Annotated in this window: 15 protein-coding genes and 1 pseudogene; 7 read left to right on the top strand and 9 right to left on the bottom strand. The window is 55.3% G+C overall.

Annotation, left to right across the window (positions count from 1 at the left end):
* Window positions 1-100 precede the first annotated feature (100 nt).
* Window positions 101-805, top strand: a complete 705-nt coding sequence (locus ACK4IR_RS10890) for a hypothetical protein (protein ID WP_409874380.1) — start codon at window positions 101-103, stop codon at window positions 803-805.
* Between the two features lie 40 nt (window positions 806-845).
* On the top strand, window positions 846-1,421 hold the full coding sequence (locus ACK4IR_RS10885) for a DUF3365 domain-containing protein (protein WP_409874379.1): 576 nt from the start codon (window positions 846-848) through the stop codon (window positions 1,419-1,421).
* Between the two features lie 102 nt (window positions 1,422-1,523).
* Here the strand turns inward: ACK4IR_RS10885 and ACK4IR_RS10880 are convergent, their stop codons facing one another.
* The 3 genes from ACK4IR_RS10880 to ACK4IR_RS10870 are packed head-to-tail and all read right to left on the bottom strand — an operon-like array spanning window position 1,524 to window position 4,534.
* Window positions 1,524-2,993: an anthranilate synthase component I gene (locus tag ACK4IR_RS10880; protein ID WP_409874378.1), complete on the bottom strand. Its 1,470-nt coding sequence runs from the start codon at window positions 2,991-2,993 to the stop codon at window positions 1,524-1,526.
* The gene (locus tag ACK4IR_RS10875) at window positions 2,891-3,793 is read right to left on the bottom strand and encodes an energy-coupling factor transporter transmembrane component T family protein (RefSeq protein ID WP_409874377.1); all 903 of its coding nucleotides are present in this window, start codon (window positions 3,791-3,793) and stop codon (window positions 2,891-2,893) included. The genes ACK4IR_RS10880 and ACK4IR_RS10875 overlap by 103 nt, the downstream gene beginning before the upstream one ends.
* 9 nt (window positions 3,794-3,802) lie before the next feature.
* Window positions 3,803-4,534 carry a PspA/IM30 family protein gene (locus ACK4IR_RS10870; protein ID WP_409874376.1) on the bottom strand — a complete coding sequence of 244 codons (732 nt, stop codon included), beginning with the start codon at window positions 4,532-4,534 and terminating at the stop codon, window positions 3,803-3,805.
* Between the two features lie 199 nt (window positions 4,535-4,733).
* Here ACK4IR_RS10870 and ACK4IR_RS10865 point away from each other — a divergent pair, with 199 nt between their 5' ends.
* Complete coding sequence (locus tag ACK4IR_RS10865) at window positions 4,734-5,135, top strand: pentapeptide repeat-containing protein (RefSeq protein ID WP_409874375.1); 402 nt, start codon at window positions 4,734-4,736, stop codon at window positions 5,133-5,135.
* On the opposite strand, the gene ACK4IR_RS10860 is transcribed toward ACK4IR_RS10865, so the two are convergent.
* Complete coding sequence (locus tag ACK4IR_RS10860) at window positions 5,132-6,235, bottom strand: histidinol-phosphate transaminase (protein ID WP_409874374.1); 1,104 nt, start codon at window positions 6,233-6,235, stop codon at window positions 5,132-5,134. The genes ACK4IR_RS10865 and ACK4IR_RS10860 overlap by 4 nt on opposite strands.
* Before the next feature lie 112 nt (window positions 6,236-6,347).
* Here ACK4IR_RS10860 and ACK4IR_RS10855 point away from each other — a divergent pair, with 112 nt between their 5' ends.
* Entirely contained in the window at window positions 6,348-7,289 is a 942-nt protein-coding gene (locus ACK4IR_RS10855) for a DnaJ C-terminal domain-containing protein (RefSeq protein ID WP_409874373.1), read from the top strand.
* Here the strand turns inward: ACK4IR_RS10855 and panB are convergent.
* Complete coding sequence (panB, locus tag ACK4IR_RS10850; protein ID WP_409874372.1) at window positions 7,261-8,076, bottom strand: 3-methyl-2-oxobutanoate hydroxymethyltransferase; 816 nt, start codon at window positions 8,074-8,076, stop codon at window positions 7,261-7,263. The two genes, ACK4IR_RS10855 and panB, sit on opposite strands and share 29 nt — an antisense overlap.
* Before the next feature lie 137 nt (window positions 8,077-8,213).
* Between panB and ACK4IR_RS10845 the strand changes: the two are divergent.
* The 3 genes and pseudogenes from ACK4IR_RS10845 to ACK4IR_RS10835 form a co-directional block, all read left to right on the top strand.
* Window positions 8,214-8,650: pseudogene (locus ACK4IR_RS10845) on the top strand (zinc ribbon domain-containing protein); the annotation flags it as partial.
* A gap of 74 nt (window positions 8,651-8,724) precedes the next feature.
* Window positions 8,725-10,248, top strand: a complete 1,524-nt coding sequence (locus ACK4IR_RS10840; protein ID WP_409874371.1) for an AAA family ATPase — start codon at window positions 8,725-8,727, stop codon at window positions 10,246-10,248.
* 47 nt (window positions 10,249-10,295) lie between these two features.
* Window positions 10,296-11,582 carry a homoserine dehydrogenase gene (locus tag ACK4IR_RS10835; protein WP_409874370.1) on the top strand — a complete coding sequence of 429 codons (1,287 nt, stop codon included), beginning with the start codon at window positions 10,296-10,298 and terminating at the stop codon, window positions 11,580-11,582.
* Here the strand turns inward: ACK4IR_RS10835 and cysW are convergent.
* From cysW to ACK4IR_RS10815, 4 genes are all read right to left on the bottom strand, one after another.
* Window positions 11,579-12,418 (bottom strand): sulfate ABC transporter permease subunit CysW, encoded by an 840-nt coding sequence (gene cysW / locus ACK4IR_RS10830; protein WP_409874369.1) that lies wholly within the window; start codon window positions 12,416-12,418, stop codon window positions 11,579-11,581. The genes ACK4IR_RS10835 and cysW overlap by 4 nt on opposite strands.
* Complete coding sequence (gene cysT / locus ACK4IR_RS10825; RefSeq protein ID WP_409874368.1) at window positions 12,405-13,256, bottom strand: sulfate ABC transporter permease subunit CysT; 852 nt, start codon at window positions 13,254-13,256, stop codon at window positions 12,405-12,407. The genes cysW and cysT overlap by 14 nt, the downstream gene beginning before the upstream one ends.
* Window positions 13,253-14,302: a sulfate ABC transporter substrate-binding protein gene (locus ACK4IR_RS10820; protein ID WP_409874367.1), complete on the bottom strand. Its 1,050-nt coding sequence runs from the start codon at window positions 14,300-14,302 to the stop codon at window positions 13,253-13,255. The genes cysT and ACK4IR_RS10820 overlap by 4 nt, the downstream gene beginning before the upstream one ends.
* A gap of 85 nt (window positions 14,303-14,387) precedes the next feature.
* Entirely contained in the window at window positions 14,388-14,702 is a 315-nt protein-coding gene (locus tag ACK4IR_RS10815) for a hypothetical protein (protein ID WP_409874366.1), read from the bottom strand.
* Window positions 14,703-14,754: the final 52 nt, after the last annotated feature.

Raw genomic sequence — 14,754 nt, 5'->3', positions numbered from 1 at the left:
TTCGGGACATCTAGCCAAGACTCGGTGAAGGGGGAATCTCCCGCTATACGAGAAGCGTTAGCGGGATGAGCGTCAAATTGGCCATCTAGGGATTGGCGGCTTGACCAACAGCGCTAAACTCACCCTTGACTTGATTGAGAAACGGGGCATTAAAACTATCACCAATGCGGCAATCACCGCCATTGAGCCAAATCAGATTTGGTTGCAGGATGGGCAGAGGATTCCCTTTGGCTATAGCATGATTTTGCCGCCCTTTCGCGGAGCGGCGTTTGTGCGCGCCTCTCGCCTTGGTAATGAAAAGGGGTTTTTGCCCCTGCTGCCCACCCTTCAGCATCCCGACTATCCTGAGATCTATGGGGTCGGCATTAGTATTCACCTCCAGCCTTTAGAAGTAACCCCTGTCCCCATTGGGTTGCCCAAGACAGGTCAAATGACCGAGGAGATGGCGATCGCTGCTAGCCATAATATTGCTGTTGCCCTCGGGGAATTAGCGGCTGAGCCTGTGGTGCCGACACTCGATGCCCTCTGTTTTGCTGACTTTGGCGACACGGGGATTGCCTATATTGCCGCACCTGTCATCCTTGAGACCCTTGGGCAGAATCGCCGCTTGGCCTACGCTGTTCAAGGATTGTGGGTCAGTTGGGTCAAGGCTGCCTTTGAGCGCTACTTCCTGCTGAAAATGAGATGGGGGCTAAGTGTTCCTTGGTTTGAACGGTGGGGACTGCGGTTATTGTTTGGCCTTTCCCTTGTGCGTCCCCTGCAGCCCACGATGTTACCAGAACAGCAACCAACCTTAAAAGTTTGATAGATAAACATTGACAAAATCTGACAAAGGAGCAATTTTTATGGTGCGCATCTTTCTCATGGGGCTATTGATGGTCTTCCTGTGGCTTCACGCTTCCCTGCCCACGCTGGCCGGGGTTAATCCTGATGAACTGGGGAAGGCAGTAACTGCCATTGAACAACTGGATCAAATGCGGGTTGGTCTTGCCTCGACCCTAGAGGGCAGTACCGGCGAACCGACCCTTGACACCTTTAAGGCCGTTTGTGCGCCCGTCGGTAAGAAAGCCAAGGAGCTTGCTGCTGCCAATGGCTGGGCAGTGCGTCAGGTGGCTCTTAAATACCGCAACCCCAACCACGCCCCCCGCACAGCGCTGGAAGTGCAGGCCCTCAATCGGTTTGAGAACAATCGTCAACTGCAAGCCTTTTGGCAAACCGACAATGCAGGGGTGCATTACTTCCGTCGTATTGATGTCCAAGCGAGCTGTCTTGCCTGCCATGGGGCTAAAAATCGGCGGCCTGCCTTTATCCAAGAAAAATATCCCGGCGATCGCGCCTATGGTTTCCGCGTTGGCGATCTGCGGGGAATGTACGCCGTCACCATTCCGCAAATTCAGCAGGCACTGCAAACCTCCCTCTAAGGGGGGACTCCGATGGATCTTGGCAGCGTTTTTGGCTTGGGGGGTTGAGATTGTCGTTCCTGCTGCTGTGGTGGTTGAGTGGCATGCCCTCATTGAGGAGGCTTAGGAAGGGGTGGCCATGGGTGTTCCAAGGGCAAGTAGGAGGGCTTGGGCTTTGCTCAGGGATTCTTGCCATTCCCGCTGCGGATCGCTGTCGGCCACAATACCGGCGCCTACTTGCCCCCAAGTGGTCTGGCGATCGCTCGCCACCAAGAGGGTGCGAATAAGGATATTCAAATCCAAATGCCCTCGCTGATCCCAATAGCCACAGGAACCGTAGAACAAATTGCGGGGAAAGGGTTCTAGCTCGGCCAAAATCTCCATGCAGCGGATCTTAGGACAGCCGGTAATCGTACCGCCGGGAAAGAGGGCACGGATCACATCCACGGGGGACATTCCCGCTTGCAGTTGGCCGCGCACATTGCTCACCAAGTGCATCACATGGCTGTAGTACTCCAGGGTGAAGAGTTCATCCACCACCACACTGCCCCATTGGCAAACCCGCCCCAAGTCATTGCGCTCTAAATCTACGAGCATAATGTGTTCTGCTTGTTCTTTGAGATTGCTGAGGAGTTCCTCGGCGTAGACGCGATCGCCCGCCGGGGTTTGGCCACGCGGACGGGTTCCGGCAATGGGGCGCGTTTGTACCCTGTCGCCCTGAACCTGCACCAAGCGTTCCGGTGAGCAACTGACAATGTAGCCCCAGGGGGTCTGCCAAAAACTGGCAAAGGGAGAGGGGTTAATCTGCTGAAGCCGCAGGTATTGTTGCCAAGGATCAACAGGCCCATAATGGCAAAAGCGCGCCGACAGATTGGCTTGGAAAATGTCTCCGGCGCGAATGTGATGCAGAATTTGCCGAACCGCTGCGTGATAGGTGTCGGGTTGCCAGCCGGCAGCCAGTTCAATGCGGCTAGGGCGATCGAGAACGGGCAGGTCTTGCTCAGGGGGGATTCCCTCAAGGGCCTGTTGCAGCCTCGCCAGTTGAGCGGGGGTTGAAGCCGCCAAGTAGAGGAGATCTTCCTGATGGTCTAGGACGGCAAAGGCTGCCGGTTCATACCAAAAGGCTATTGGAAAAGGGAGGGGATCGGGTTTGAGAGGGGGAAGGGCTTCAATTTCCCAGGCCAACTCGTACCCCAACCATCCTAACCAGCCGCCGGTAAAAGGCAAATGGCTCACCGCTTCGGGCACTGCTTCACAGCGGGGAAACTGTTGTAAGGTCGGCAGAACTTGACCCAAGGACGGCACCCAGCGGCGATCGCCCCGCGGTGACCCCGCACAAATGGAGTAACGCGCTTGCGGTGTGGGGGCATGAGCCGGACTTTCAAGGAGAACAGCAATCGGCTCCGCCAAGAACAACCGCTGAAAAATGGCGTGCCCCGTGCGACCGCGCAGCGGCAAAGAGCACCACAGCCACGGCTGACAGGGGCGGATCACCGGTGGCTCACCCCTAACCAACCCAAGCGCAGCAGCCAAAATAGTCCCATCCCCCCCAGCGCAAGCCAATCTCGCCGCTGCATGCGCAAATGGTGCCATGGGTTATCGTAGGTTCCGGGTTCTTGGAAGCCTCGCACCTGCATCGCACAGGCCACTTGCTCGGCCCGCAGCAGCAAATTGTCCAACAATCGTGCCGCCAAGGCTAACCACAGCTTGATGCTGCCCTTCATGCCCACCAGCCGCCAATTGATAGCCCGTGTGCGCACGGAGCGACTGAGGTTTTGTACCTCCTCCAATACAAGAGGAATAAACCGCAAGGAGAGGGTCAAGGTCAGGGCAATTTCCGCCACCGGTAGCTTAAAGCGTTTCAGGGGCTGCATCAGATTTTCCAAGGCGGCGGTGACTTCCTCAGGGGCAGTGGTGAGCAAAAACAGATGCGTACTGTAGAGGAGGGTAAACAGAAGCGTACTCAGTCGGACTCCTAACTCTAGGGATCGCCGGGAGACTTGCAGATGAATGGGAAATTGTCCCACTTGGGTATGCAATTGCCACAGGATGTAACGGTAACCCGTAGGCGGAACCGTGGCTTCTAAAGGACGGCGGGGTTGAGAGGTCACAGCCATTCCATCGGGCATCAAGGCCGTGATCACCAGAATTAAACTGCCCACCACAAGCAGCCACAGCAGTTGCCGCCGCCACACCCGTGCGGGAATCCCCCCCAAAAGTGTCAGGAGAACTAAACCGACCACCAGCCCCAACCGCCAAGGGACATCGGCTAAAATCGGGGCCAAAAGAAAGGTCATTAACCAAGCCAACTTCACCCGCGGATCAAGACGGTGCAGCCAGGTAATGGGTTGTTCAAGGTATAGCCCCAAGGGGAGCGATCGCAACAAATCCATGGAAAATAATTAGTTTTTCTCCAGTTCCCGCCGCAGGGCTTCCAACTCTGGATCGTAGGCAGGGGTACTGCTGGGTGACAGTTGTGGATTGGCTAATTCTGCCTTCAGCCGTGCCAAATCCTCATCCACACTGCCCGCTTCGAGGGCGGCAAACTTGGCTTCGAGGGTCTCGCTATTGAGTTCAGCCACCGCTTGGGAGCGAGCCTCCATTTCCTGAACCCGTTCTTCCATCCGCTCAAAGGCGGCCATCGGCGCATTCGTATTCATGCTGCTAAAGGTTTGTTGCAATTGCTCTGAGGCCTTTGCTGCCCGTGCCCGTGCCACGAGCATTTCTTTGCGGGTTCTCGCTTCAGCAATCTTGCTTTCAAGCTGCTGCATTTGTTTTTTGAGAGCCTCTACTTGGGTGACGGACTGCTCCAGTTGCCCTTTGAGCGCCATGGCTGCATTCAGTGCGGTTTTCTTGCGAGTTAATGCCTCAAGAGCCAGTGGCTCATCCCCGTGTTGCAGGGCAATTTTGGCACGGCGTTCCCACTCAGCCGCCTGCTGCTGATATTGATTGAACTGTTGCTCTAACCGCTTTTGGGAGGCGATCGCTTGGGCAACTGCTTGCCGCAGTGTCACCAGATTGTCCTGCATTTCAATCATAGTCTGCTCGAGGATTTTTTCGGGATCTTCAGCAGCCCCCACCAGCGCATTGAGCCAACTGCGAACCACCCGGCTGATGCGATCAAACAGTGCCACAGCGTTCTCTCCCTATTTGCTTTTGGTCTATAGCCTACTTAATATGCAGTATGCCACTTTCTCATAACCATGCCAGAAAACGCCTCCATAATCTCCAGAGCCGTGCGGTATGATTTCGATAAGTAGTTACTAGAAATACAATTCAACTTATTCAAAATAAATAAAATAAATTAAACTTAAGCCTATTGTAAATGACTGAATGTTACCCCCCCCCGAAAATGCTGATAAACACGGCTTTTTAGAACGCTATGCCCCGGCGCTACTTAATCAAAAAAAATTACAACAGCTTTTAGCGCTGTACTCCCAAGGAGAGCGCTGTTTCCAAAGATGGGATCTCAGGGGAATCACCTTGGAGGATGCCGATCTCACCGGAATTGACCTCAGTAAGGCCGACCTCAGTGAAGCTCGGCTGACGAACGTTAACCTAACAAGGGCAAAGTTAATCGAAGCGCAACTGGTGAATGCTGAACTCACCGCCGTGCAGCTCACCCAAGCCAACCTCAGTTGGGCCAACTTACGCGGCGCCATTCTCGTCCGCACGTCACTGACAAAAGCTACCCTGCGGAGTACGGTGCTCCCCAGTGGGAAGGTGAGCGACTAAACAATTTTCCCTAGAGCCTGCTCCAAACGTTGCCAAAACCGCCAATTTTCCTCGGGTGTGCCGATGGTAACGCGAATCCCGCCGGCGATCGCCCGCACAAGGGTACCCTGCTGCTTGAGGGCATGCCACAGGGGTTGGGTATATTGTGGCTGCTGCAAGCGGAAAAAGAGAAAATTCGCCACGCTGGGCCATACCCGCAGTTGGGGGCAGCCTTGCAGCCGTTCGTAGAGGCGCTCCCGCTCTGCCAGCACTAGGGGAATCTGCGCCAATAGCTCTTGGCGATGCTCAAGGACAACCCGTGCAGCCAGCTGTGAAAATGTGGGCAGGTTATAGGGCAGACGCACCTTTTCGAGGGCTGCAATCACCTCTGGATGACCGATGGCGTAGCCCACCCGATGGGCGGCAAGTCGAAAGGCTTTAGAAAACGTGCGCAAAATCAGCCAGTTGGGATGGGCAGCCAAGTCCCCCACCAAGGTCTTGCCCGAAAACTCAAAATAGGCCTCATCAATCACCACGAGAATGTCTTCGGGAAGTTGCCGCAGCCAGTCCACCTCCGCGGCGGTGAGGGGATTTCCCGTGGGGGAGTTGGGGTGCAGCATAAAGAGAACCCGCACCGGTGGATCGGCTTGGGCAAGGAGGGTGTTGGCCTCGGCAATTTGCACCGCAAAGGTATCAGGATCGCGGGGCGCCCGCTGGACGGGAATCCCTAGGGTTTGGGCGAGAATCCCGTACATGGAAAAGGTCGGCTCAGCCACTAAGATGGAACCATCGCCCCCCAGTGCAGTAGCCAAAAGCAAAGAACGGATCAGCTCATCGGAGCCACTGCCAACCGCAATTTGGTGTGGGGAGATTTCGTCGGGGCTGTGTTCACCCACATAGCGGGCGATCGCCTGCCGCAACTGCCAATGGTGAGCATCGGGATAGCGGTGACCGGCAAGGTCGCGAATGTACCGCTGCGCTAAATCTTCTTTCAAGGGAGGGGGCAAATCCCACGGAAACTCATTAGTATCGAGGTAATCCAATTCCGGCGGCAGGGAGTCGCTCGTGGGGGTGGAGTAGGGGCAAAGGCTGCTCAGTGCTGGACGAAGAAACGTCGCCATGCCAAGACGCTATAGGGGGATTCAACTATAATAACACTGAGCTTTTTGCCCTTATTGACTGCCGGTCCTAAGACTTAACCCATCTTGTGACAACGGAGAGGCGACTGTTCCTATGGCGCGTACTGACTTCAAAGACTACTACCAAATCCTCGGCGTCAGCAAAAATGCCACGGAGGCCGAAATTCGGCAAGCCTTTCGCCGCCTTGCTCGCAAATACCATCCCGACTTAAATCCGGGCGATAAAGAGGCAGAAGCTCGTTTCAAGGAGATTAACGAAGCCCACGAAGTACTCTCCAATCCCGAAAAACGCCGCAAATACGATCAATTTGGTCAGTATTGGCAACAGGCCAGTGCGGCGGGTGCCGCTGGCTTTAATGTGGACTTTAGTAACTTTGGGGCTGATTTTAGTCAGTTTGCCAACTTTGAAGACTTTATCAATGAATTGCTGGGACGCTTTGCCACCGGCACGACCACAGGGCGCACCCGCAGTTGGAGTTCGGTTGGCTTTGACACCACCGGGTTTGGCGGCACCGATGTTGAGGCGGAAATACAAATTAGCTTTCAAGAGGCCTTTGAGGGATGCCAGAAAACCTTTACCGTCGGTAGCGATCAGGTAACCGTTACAGTTCCGGCAGGGATAAGAGGCGGCACCAAGTTGCGCCTGCGCGGTAAAGGTCAATATAACCCCTATACCCAACAGCGCGGCGATCTGTATCTTACGGTGCAGGTGGCGCCCCATCCCCTTTTTCGCTTTGAAGAGGATCAACTGGTGATTGATTTGCCGATTACCCCAGATGAAGCTGCCTTAGGTGCCCAAGTTACGGTGCCAACCCCTTCGGGAAGTGTGGTTGTGACGGTGCCTGCCGGGACGCGATCTGGACAGTCACTTCGGCTGCGGGGCAAAGGTTGGCCGAGTCGGCTAGGAGGGAGAGGCGATCTTCTTGCCAAAGTCCAAATTGTGCCGCCCAAATCCCTGAGTGCTCAAGAAAGAGAACTCTACGAAAAATTGCGATCGCTGCGCACCTTTAATCCCCGTGCCCATTGGCGGGTGTAGCTAAGGGAAATTGGCGGGATTTTACCGCTTGGCAGTAAGTCTGTACGGCGGCGATCGCCTGCGTCCCCAAGTCGGCATACACCTTGGCAAAGGGAGGCACCTGGGGACTCAAGCCCAGAATATCGGCCGTTACCAATACCTGACCATCACAGTGGGGGCCGGCTCCAATCCCAATGGTGGGGATTTCCAGCTTGGCAGTAATCTGTTGCGCCAGATCCGCCGGGATATGCTCCAGTATCAATCCAAAAGCACCCGCTTCCGCAAGGGCAAGGGCATCCCTTAAGATTGCCTCTGCAGCCTCAGGGGTATTGCCCTGTTGGCGCCACCCCCCCAGTTGATGCACCTGCTGCGGCAGCAGTCCCACATGACCCAGCACAGGGATACCCGCCTCCACTAGGCGCCGGGTGGCTGCACACACCACAGGGGAGGCACCTTCCATTTTCACGGCCTGAACCTGCGCTTCTTTGACCAAACGCCCCGCCGATCGCAGGGCCTGCTCCGGGCTTTCTTGGTAGCTCAAAAAGGGCAGATCGACCACCAAGAAACTATAGCTGACGCCCCGCCGTACCGCCTGGGCATGGTGAATCATCTGATCCAGGGTTACGGGCAACGTAGTTGGATAGCCCAAGGCAACCATACCGAGGGAATCCCCCACCAGGATCATATCTACCCCTGCTGCATCCAATAGCCGCGCCCACAGATAGTCCCAAGCCGTGAGCATGGTAATCGGCTCTCCCTGCTGTTTTTTTTGCTGCAGTTGAGGTAATGTGACGGGGCGACGCACCATAGCCATCTCCACAAGGGTTGTATCCCCATCCTCTAAAGGAAGCGTTAAAACGTCAATTTAGCGAGGGTTTGCAGCAGGAATCTATAAGTTATTCAAATATAATAATGGTTACGAGTAAACTACCCATCTCTCACCCCCTTCAGAAGGTCACCGGTTACTTGGCCAAGAACCACGGCAAGATGATCATCGAAGACCTGACTGTATCGGGGATGCTCAAAAACCATGGGTTGACGAGCGCTACCGGCGACTAGGGTTTCTTTGAATCTCGGCGGCAGTTGGGGTATAAATGTGCGTGGTATGGGAGTCAATTAACTTTTACCCCTCCAGTCAAATATGCTCTCACTGTGGACATGGGCAAAAGATGCCGCTAAAAGAACGAGTTTACAACTGTTCTCAAGATAGAGACTTGAATGCGAGTCTCAAACTGCTGAAATGTGCAAGTACCCCAAGCTCTGGGGGAATTCAAGCCCGTGGAGAAGTAACCCCCCTTGAGAGGGTCGCTTTTGAGACTTCGATGAAGCAGGAAGTAAGTAGCAAATTTAAACAAGTGAGTCTATTTAACTTGACTGCATAGATTTGTAGAAGTCTTACAGAGCGGAGGATAGACTCTAGTAATATGATTGTTGCCCCCTGTGAGCGACAAGAAACATGGCCTTACCTGCCTTTGTGGAAGCCCTCTTAACCCCCGCGGCCTACCCCCATCCGGTGACAACCCCAATTCAATTGCTGCAAACCCATATTTCCTACGTGTTCCTGACAGGGGACTACGCCTACAAGGTGAAAAAGCCGGTGGACTTTGGGTTTTTGAACTTTACAACCTTGGAAAAGCGCCGGCGTTACTGTCAGGAGGAGTTGCGGCTCAATCGGCGCTTGGCGCCGGATCTGTACTTGGCCGTTGTGCCCATTGTGGCGGTGGGCGATCGCTACTCTGTTGCGGATCCGCAGGATCTACCTGCGGGGGCTGAGGTGATTGACTATGCGGTGCAAATGCGGCAATTCGATCAATCGCAGCTGTTTTCTCAGCTTTTTGCTGCCAACCAAGTCACCCCCCAGTTGATCGAAGCCCTAGGCAAAGAACTGGCTCACTTTCACCGCACCGCTGCCACCAATCCCCACATTAGTGAATTCGGCTCCCCGCAGGCGATCGCCCAAGTAATTCAGAATTGCCATGCCTTGGCTGCCCAGTTTGTCGGTCGCTGTCAATCCCTAGGGCAGTATGCGGCGATTCAGGCCTTTACCGAGGACTTTCTCAGTCGGCATCAAGAGTGGTTTGTGCAGCGGCAGCAGGGCGGCAAAATTCGGGAATGCCACGGTGATCTCCACCTGAACAACATCTGTCTTTACAACGGCAAAGTGCAAGTTTTTGACTGCATTGAGTTCAATGAGGAATTCCGGAACATTGACGGCATTTACGATGCGGCCTTTTTGGTCATGGATCTGGAGTTCCGCGGGCGGCGGGACTTGGCCAATCTTTTCCTGAACACCTACTTGGAATGGAGTGGCGACTATGAGGGGGCGGTGCTTTTGCCTCTGTACCTGTGTGTGAGAGCCTATATTCGTGGCAATGTCAATTCCTTGGCCCTCAACGACCCCGCCATTGGCGAGGCTGAAAAGGCGCACATTCAAGCTACTGCTGCGGCCTACTACGAGGCGGCCTATCGCTATACCCAACCGCGCCAAGCCAAGCTCTATGTCATGTGTGGCCTTTCCGGCGCGGGTAAAAGTACAAGGGGACGGGGTCTGGCCCAGAGGGAGCAGGCAATTCAAATCCGCTCCGATGCGGTGCGCAAATACTTGGCCGGCTTACCCCTCGATCGCCACAGCAGTGATTTTCCTGAGGTGGATCTCTACTCTGAGGCCATGACCCAAAAAACCTACGATCAGCTCTTGGCCTATGCGGAATTGTTGCTGTCCCAAGGACAGACGGTGATTTTGGATGCCAAGTACGATCGCGTGGCGCTGCGCCAACCGGTGATTGCCCTTGCCGAGAAGCTCCACGTGCCTTTAGAGATCCATTTTTGTCATGCGCCCCCCGAAGAACTGCGCCGGCGTCTGAGCGATCGCCAAGGGGATATTGCCGAGGCCACACCTGATCTCATTGCTGCCCAAATGGACACGTTTGAATCCTTTTTGCCTGCGGAAGAACCCTACATTCGCCATGTGTGTGACTAGCACAAAAGCGGCAGAGATAATAGAAACAGTGCAGTAGGACGGGTCTGATGTATCACATTGGTTTACTGGGGTTGGGCACGGTGGGTGGTGGTGTGGCGCAAATTTTGGCGGATCCGGCGGGGCGTCATCCCCTGCTGCAGAAACTGGCGATCGCCCAAGTGGGGGTACGGGATCTGAACAAACCCCGCGCCGTTGCCCTTGATCCGCAGCTTTTGACCACCGATCTGGAAAGCATTGTCACCAATCCGGCCATTGACATTGTGGTGGAGGTTCTCGGCGGCATTGAACCGGCGCGATCGCTCATTCTCAAGGCCATTGCCCACGGCAAGCACATCGTCACCGCCAACAAGGCCGTTCTTGCCCGCCACGGCGATGAGATCTTTGATGCGGCCAATGCCCAAGGGGTCTATGTGATGCTGGAGGCGGCAGTTGCAGGGGGCATTCCCGTGATCCAAGCCCTGCAGCAGAGCCTAGGCGCCAATCGCATCCACAGCATCACGGGCATTCTCAACGGTACAACCAACTACATCTTGACCCGTATGCAGCAGGAGCGGGGGGATTTTGCGCCGATTCTGGCCGATGCCCAGCGCCTAGGATATGCCGAGGCCGATCCCAGTGCCGACATTGAGGGGTGGGATGCCGCCGATAAAATTGCCATTCTTGCCAGCCTTGCCTTTGGCGGCCGCATTCGCCGCGAGGAAGTCTATGCCGAGGGCATTAGCGGCATTACGGCTGTGGATATTGCCTACGCCGAAAAGCTGGGCTTTTGCATTAAACTGCTGGCGATCGCCCGCCGCTGGAAGGATCAGCCCCTCGAGGTGCGTGTCCATCCGACCCTTGTTTCCCTTCAACATCCCTTGGCGGGGGTCAATGGCGTCTTTAATGCCATTCTCATCGAGGCAGACCCCCTAGGACAGGTGATGTTCTATGGTCCCGGTGCAGGTGCAGGGGCAACCGCCAGTGCGGTGGTGGCCGATTTAATCAACATTGCGGCGCTTCTGCCCCAAGGCCGTGCCAGCCACCCCTTACTCACCTGCCGGCCCGATCGGCTAGTGCCGTTGCTACCGATGGCAGAAGTGGATAGTCGCTTCTATGCCCGTGTGCATGCCCAAGATCATCCGGGGGTATTGGGGAAATTGGGCACCTGTTTTGGGTACCACAATGTCAGTTTGGAATCCTTGGTGCAAATTGGCAGCCACAATGATCTTGCCGAAATTGTGATTGTCACCCACCAGGTGCGCGAAGGGGAGTTTCGTCAAGCCATGGCCGAGATTGCCCAGATGGCCGACATTGAAGCTGTGCCCTCGATTTTGCGCGTCTTGGGCACCTCCTAGGGATGGGATTTGATCCCTGTTTTCCGCTCCAAAATTTCCTTGACCACAAGCGTTACAAGGGCTAGCAGGCCCAGGATCACGGCTGCCGCGTAGGCCGACTCGGTGTTGTAGTTTTTATAGGCATCTTCGACAAAGAGGGGCAGGGTTTGCGTCAGGCCGGCCACATTGCCGGAGACGACCACCACAGCGCCAAATTCCCCCATCACCCGCGCATTGGTCAACAAGACCCCATAGAGCAACCCCCAGCGGATATTGGGCAGGGTGACTCGCCAAAAGGTTTGCCACTCATTGGCACCTAGGGTTTTTGCCGCTTCCTCCTGCTCGGTGCCGATTTCTTCCAGCACAGGGATGACTTCCCGTGCCACAAAGGGCAAACTCACAAAGGCGGTGGCCAGCACCATTCCCGGAAAAGAGAAAATAACGCGAATATCTAGGGCTTGCAGCCAGTTCCCAAACCAGCCATTGTGGCCATAAACCAGCACCAGCATCAAACCCACAACAACGGGGGAGATGGAAAAAGGTAAGTCAATTATGCTGAGCAAGAGGGTGCGTCCCGGAAAGCGATGGCGGGCGATCGCCCACGCGGCACAGAGGCCAAAGACCGTATTCAGGGGCACCACCACCAAGGCAAGGGCAAACGTCAGCCACACCGCATGGAGAAAATCCGGCTCCCGTAAGTTCTCCAGAAAGGGCAGAACTCCCCTGTGAAAGGCTTGGAAAAGAACATTGGCCGCCGGCATCAACAGCACAAGGGCAAGGTAGCCGATGGCAATGACCCTCAAAAGGACTTGGAGCCACGGCTTCTCTTGGGTGGGAGAGGGTTTAACGCTCCCCATAGCGCCGCCCCCATGCTTGCAGCAGGTTAATGAGAAATAACATCCCCAAGGATACCAAGACCATCACCGTACCAATAATGGTGGCGGCCTCGTAATCGTACTGCTCCAAGCTCTGGAATACCAGTACAGCGGCAATCAAATCTCGGAAGGGCGTATTGGAGGAAATAATCACAATCGAGCCGAATTCCCCCACCGCCCGCGAAAACCCCAGCGCCACCCCTGTGAGAATGGCCGGCAGTAGGGGGGGCAAAATCACCCGCCAGAAGGTCTGAGCACGGCTAGCCCCCAGCGACCATGCCGCCTCCTCCACATCCTTTTCCATTTCCGTCAGGACAGGCTGAACCGTGCGAATGACAAAGGGCAGGGAAATAAAGAGCATGGCCACCGCCACCCCCCAGCGGGTAAAGGCAATTTTGATCCCCAAGGGAGCCAAGAGACGACCAATCCAGCCGTTTTCACTATAGACTGTGGCGAGGGTCAGGCCGGCCACCGCCGTCGGTAGGGCAAAGGGCAGATCCACCACGGCATCAAAGAAGCGCTTCCCCGGAAAGGAATAGCGCACCAGTACCCAGGCAATCAGGGTGCCAAAGACGCCATTGAGGAGTGCGGCAATCAGAGCCGTGACAAAGGTGACTTCATAGGCGGAAAGGGCGATCGCCCGCGTGGCCACTTGCCAAAAATGCAGCGATCCGGCACTTGCGGCACGGCTAAAGAGGGCAGCCAGGGGCACAGCCAGCATCACCAGTAAATAAAAGACCGTGATCCTCCAGACCCAAGGAAACTGCCGGCGCTGTTTTTGGGGCGAGAGTGTCGCGGCAACGGGGGGCATAGCGCTCATCCGGCTTGGTTCTCCTGCTGAATTTGATCAAACAGGGCGCCATTGGCAAAAAATTGCGCCTGCACCTTCTCCCAGCCCCCTAAATCGGCGACGGTAAAGAGGGTGGGCACCGGCGGAAACTCCTGCCGATGGGCGGCAAGAACAGTGGCATTGACGGGTCGAAAACCATACCGGGCAAAAATTTCTTGGGCTTGGGGCGTGTAGAGAAAGTCAACATAGGCCTGTGCCACCTGCCGGGTGCCGTGCTTATCCACATATTTATCCACAAGGGCGATCGGGTTTTCAATCAGGATATTCACCGGCGGAATGCGATAGGCAAGGGATTGCCCCTTTTGGCGTGCCAAGATCACTTCATTCTCATAGTTGATGAGGGCATCGCCCTGCCCCTGTTTCAAAAAGGCATCGGTGGCTTCCCGGCCATCGCGAGGAAGCACCGCCACATGGCGAAAAGCTTCGGTGACAAACTGTCGCGCCTGTTCGGGCGTTCCCCCCGTTTGGGTAATGGATCCCCATAGGGCAAGGAAGTTCCAGCGCGCTGCGCCCGAGGTTTTGGGATCCGCCGTTACAAACGTGACCCCCTCACGGGTGAGATCCTGCCATGTCTGCAGATTTTTCGGGTTGCCCTCACGGGTAATCAGGGCACAGACAGAGGTGGTGACAATGCTGTGGTGGGGGGCTTGGTTAGCCCAATCGGGGCGAATTAATCCGGCCTTGGCAATGCGATCAATATCCAAGCCAAGGGAAAAATGGACAATATCTGCCTCTAGACCATCAATGACCGCCCGTGACTGACTGCCGGAAGGGCCATAACTCGTGCGAAAGCGGACTTTTTGCTGATGTTCCCGTTCCCATTGGGCGGCAAACAGGGGCATAATGGCCTCGTGTGCCTTTTTGGTGACTGCAAACGAAGAAAGGGTGAGATTCACTTGAGCAGGGCGGCCATCGGGCAGTGTGGCCTGAAATTGACAAGCAGTGGTGAGAGCACTAAGGCTTACCGCTAGTAGAAACAGACTAAACCAAACCCTAAAACGCCGCCAATGAACCATTCTGCTACTAATCTACGATAAATCGGTCGGAATACCGATGTGTATCTATCTTAGCAGAAGAGCAGCAATTCTTAGGTTTTAACCCCTAGAAGGCGATTAGAACACCATTAGGGTTGGTGGGAATCACAACTTGTGGTTGATGACGGTGGTGCTTTTTGCGGTAATGGCGCGATCGCGGGGAGGCTGGTGCTCCCGGCTGTACCACGTAAACAGGTTGCGTTTGCGGTGTGGGCACCCCATAGACCGGTTGGCTAGGGGAACTGGGCACGACATACACCGGCTGACGGGAACCACCGAGGTTGATATTCACATTCAGTTGAGCAGCGGCTGCATCCGCAAAGGAAAGGACAGCGAAACTAGTCAGGGAAGATAGGCCAGCCACTTGGAGTATTTTCAACATCCTCAACTCCTCTGTAAAAAATGGACTGCGGAGTCTGGCGCTCAAGGGATAG

Source organism: Thermosynechococcus sp. (assembly GCF_046299635.1).
Taxonomy (GTDB): Bacteria; Cyanobacteriota; Cyanobacteriia; order Thermosynechococcales; family Thermosynechococcaceae; genus Thermosynechococcus.
This window is presented reverse-complemented; position numbering and strand designations above follow the sequence as displayed.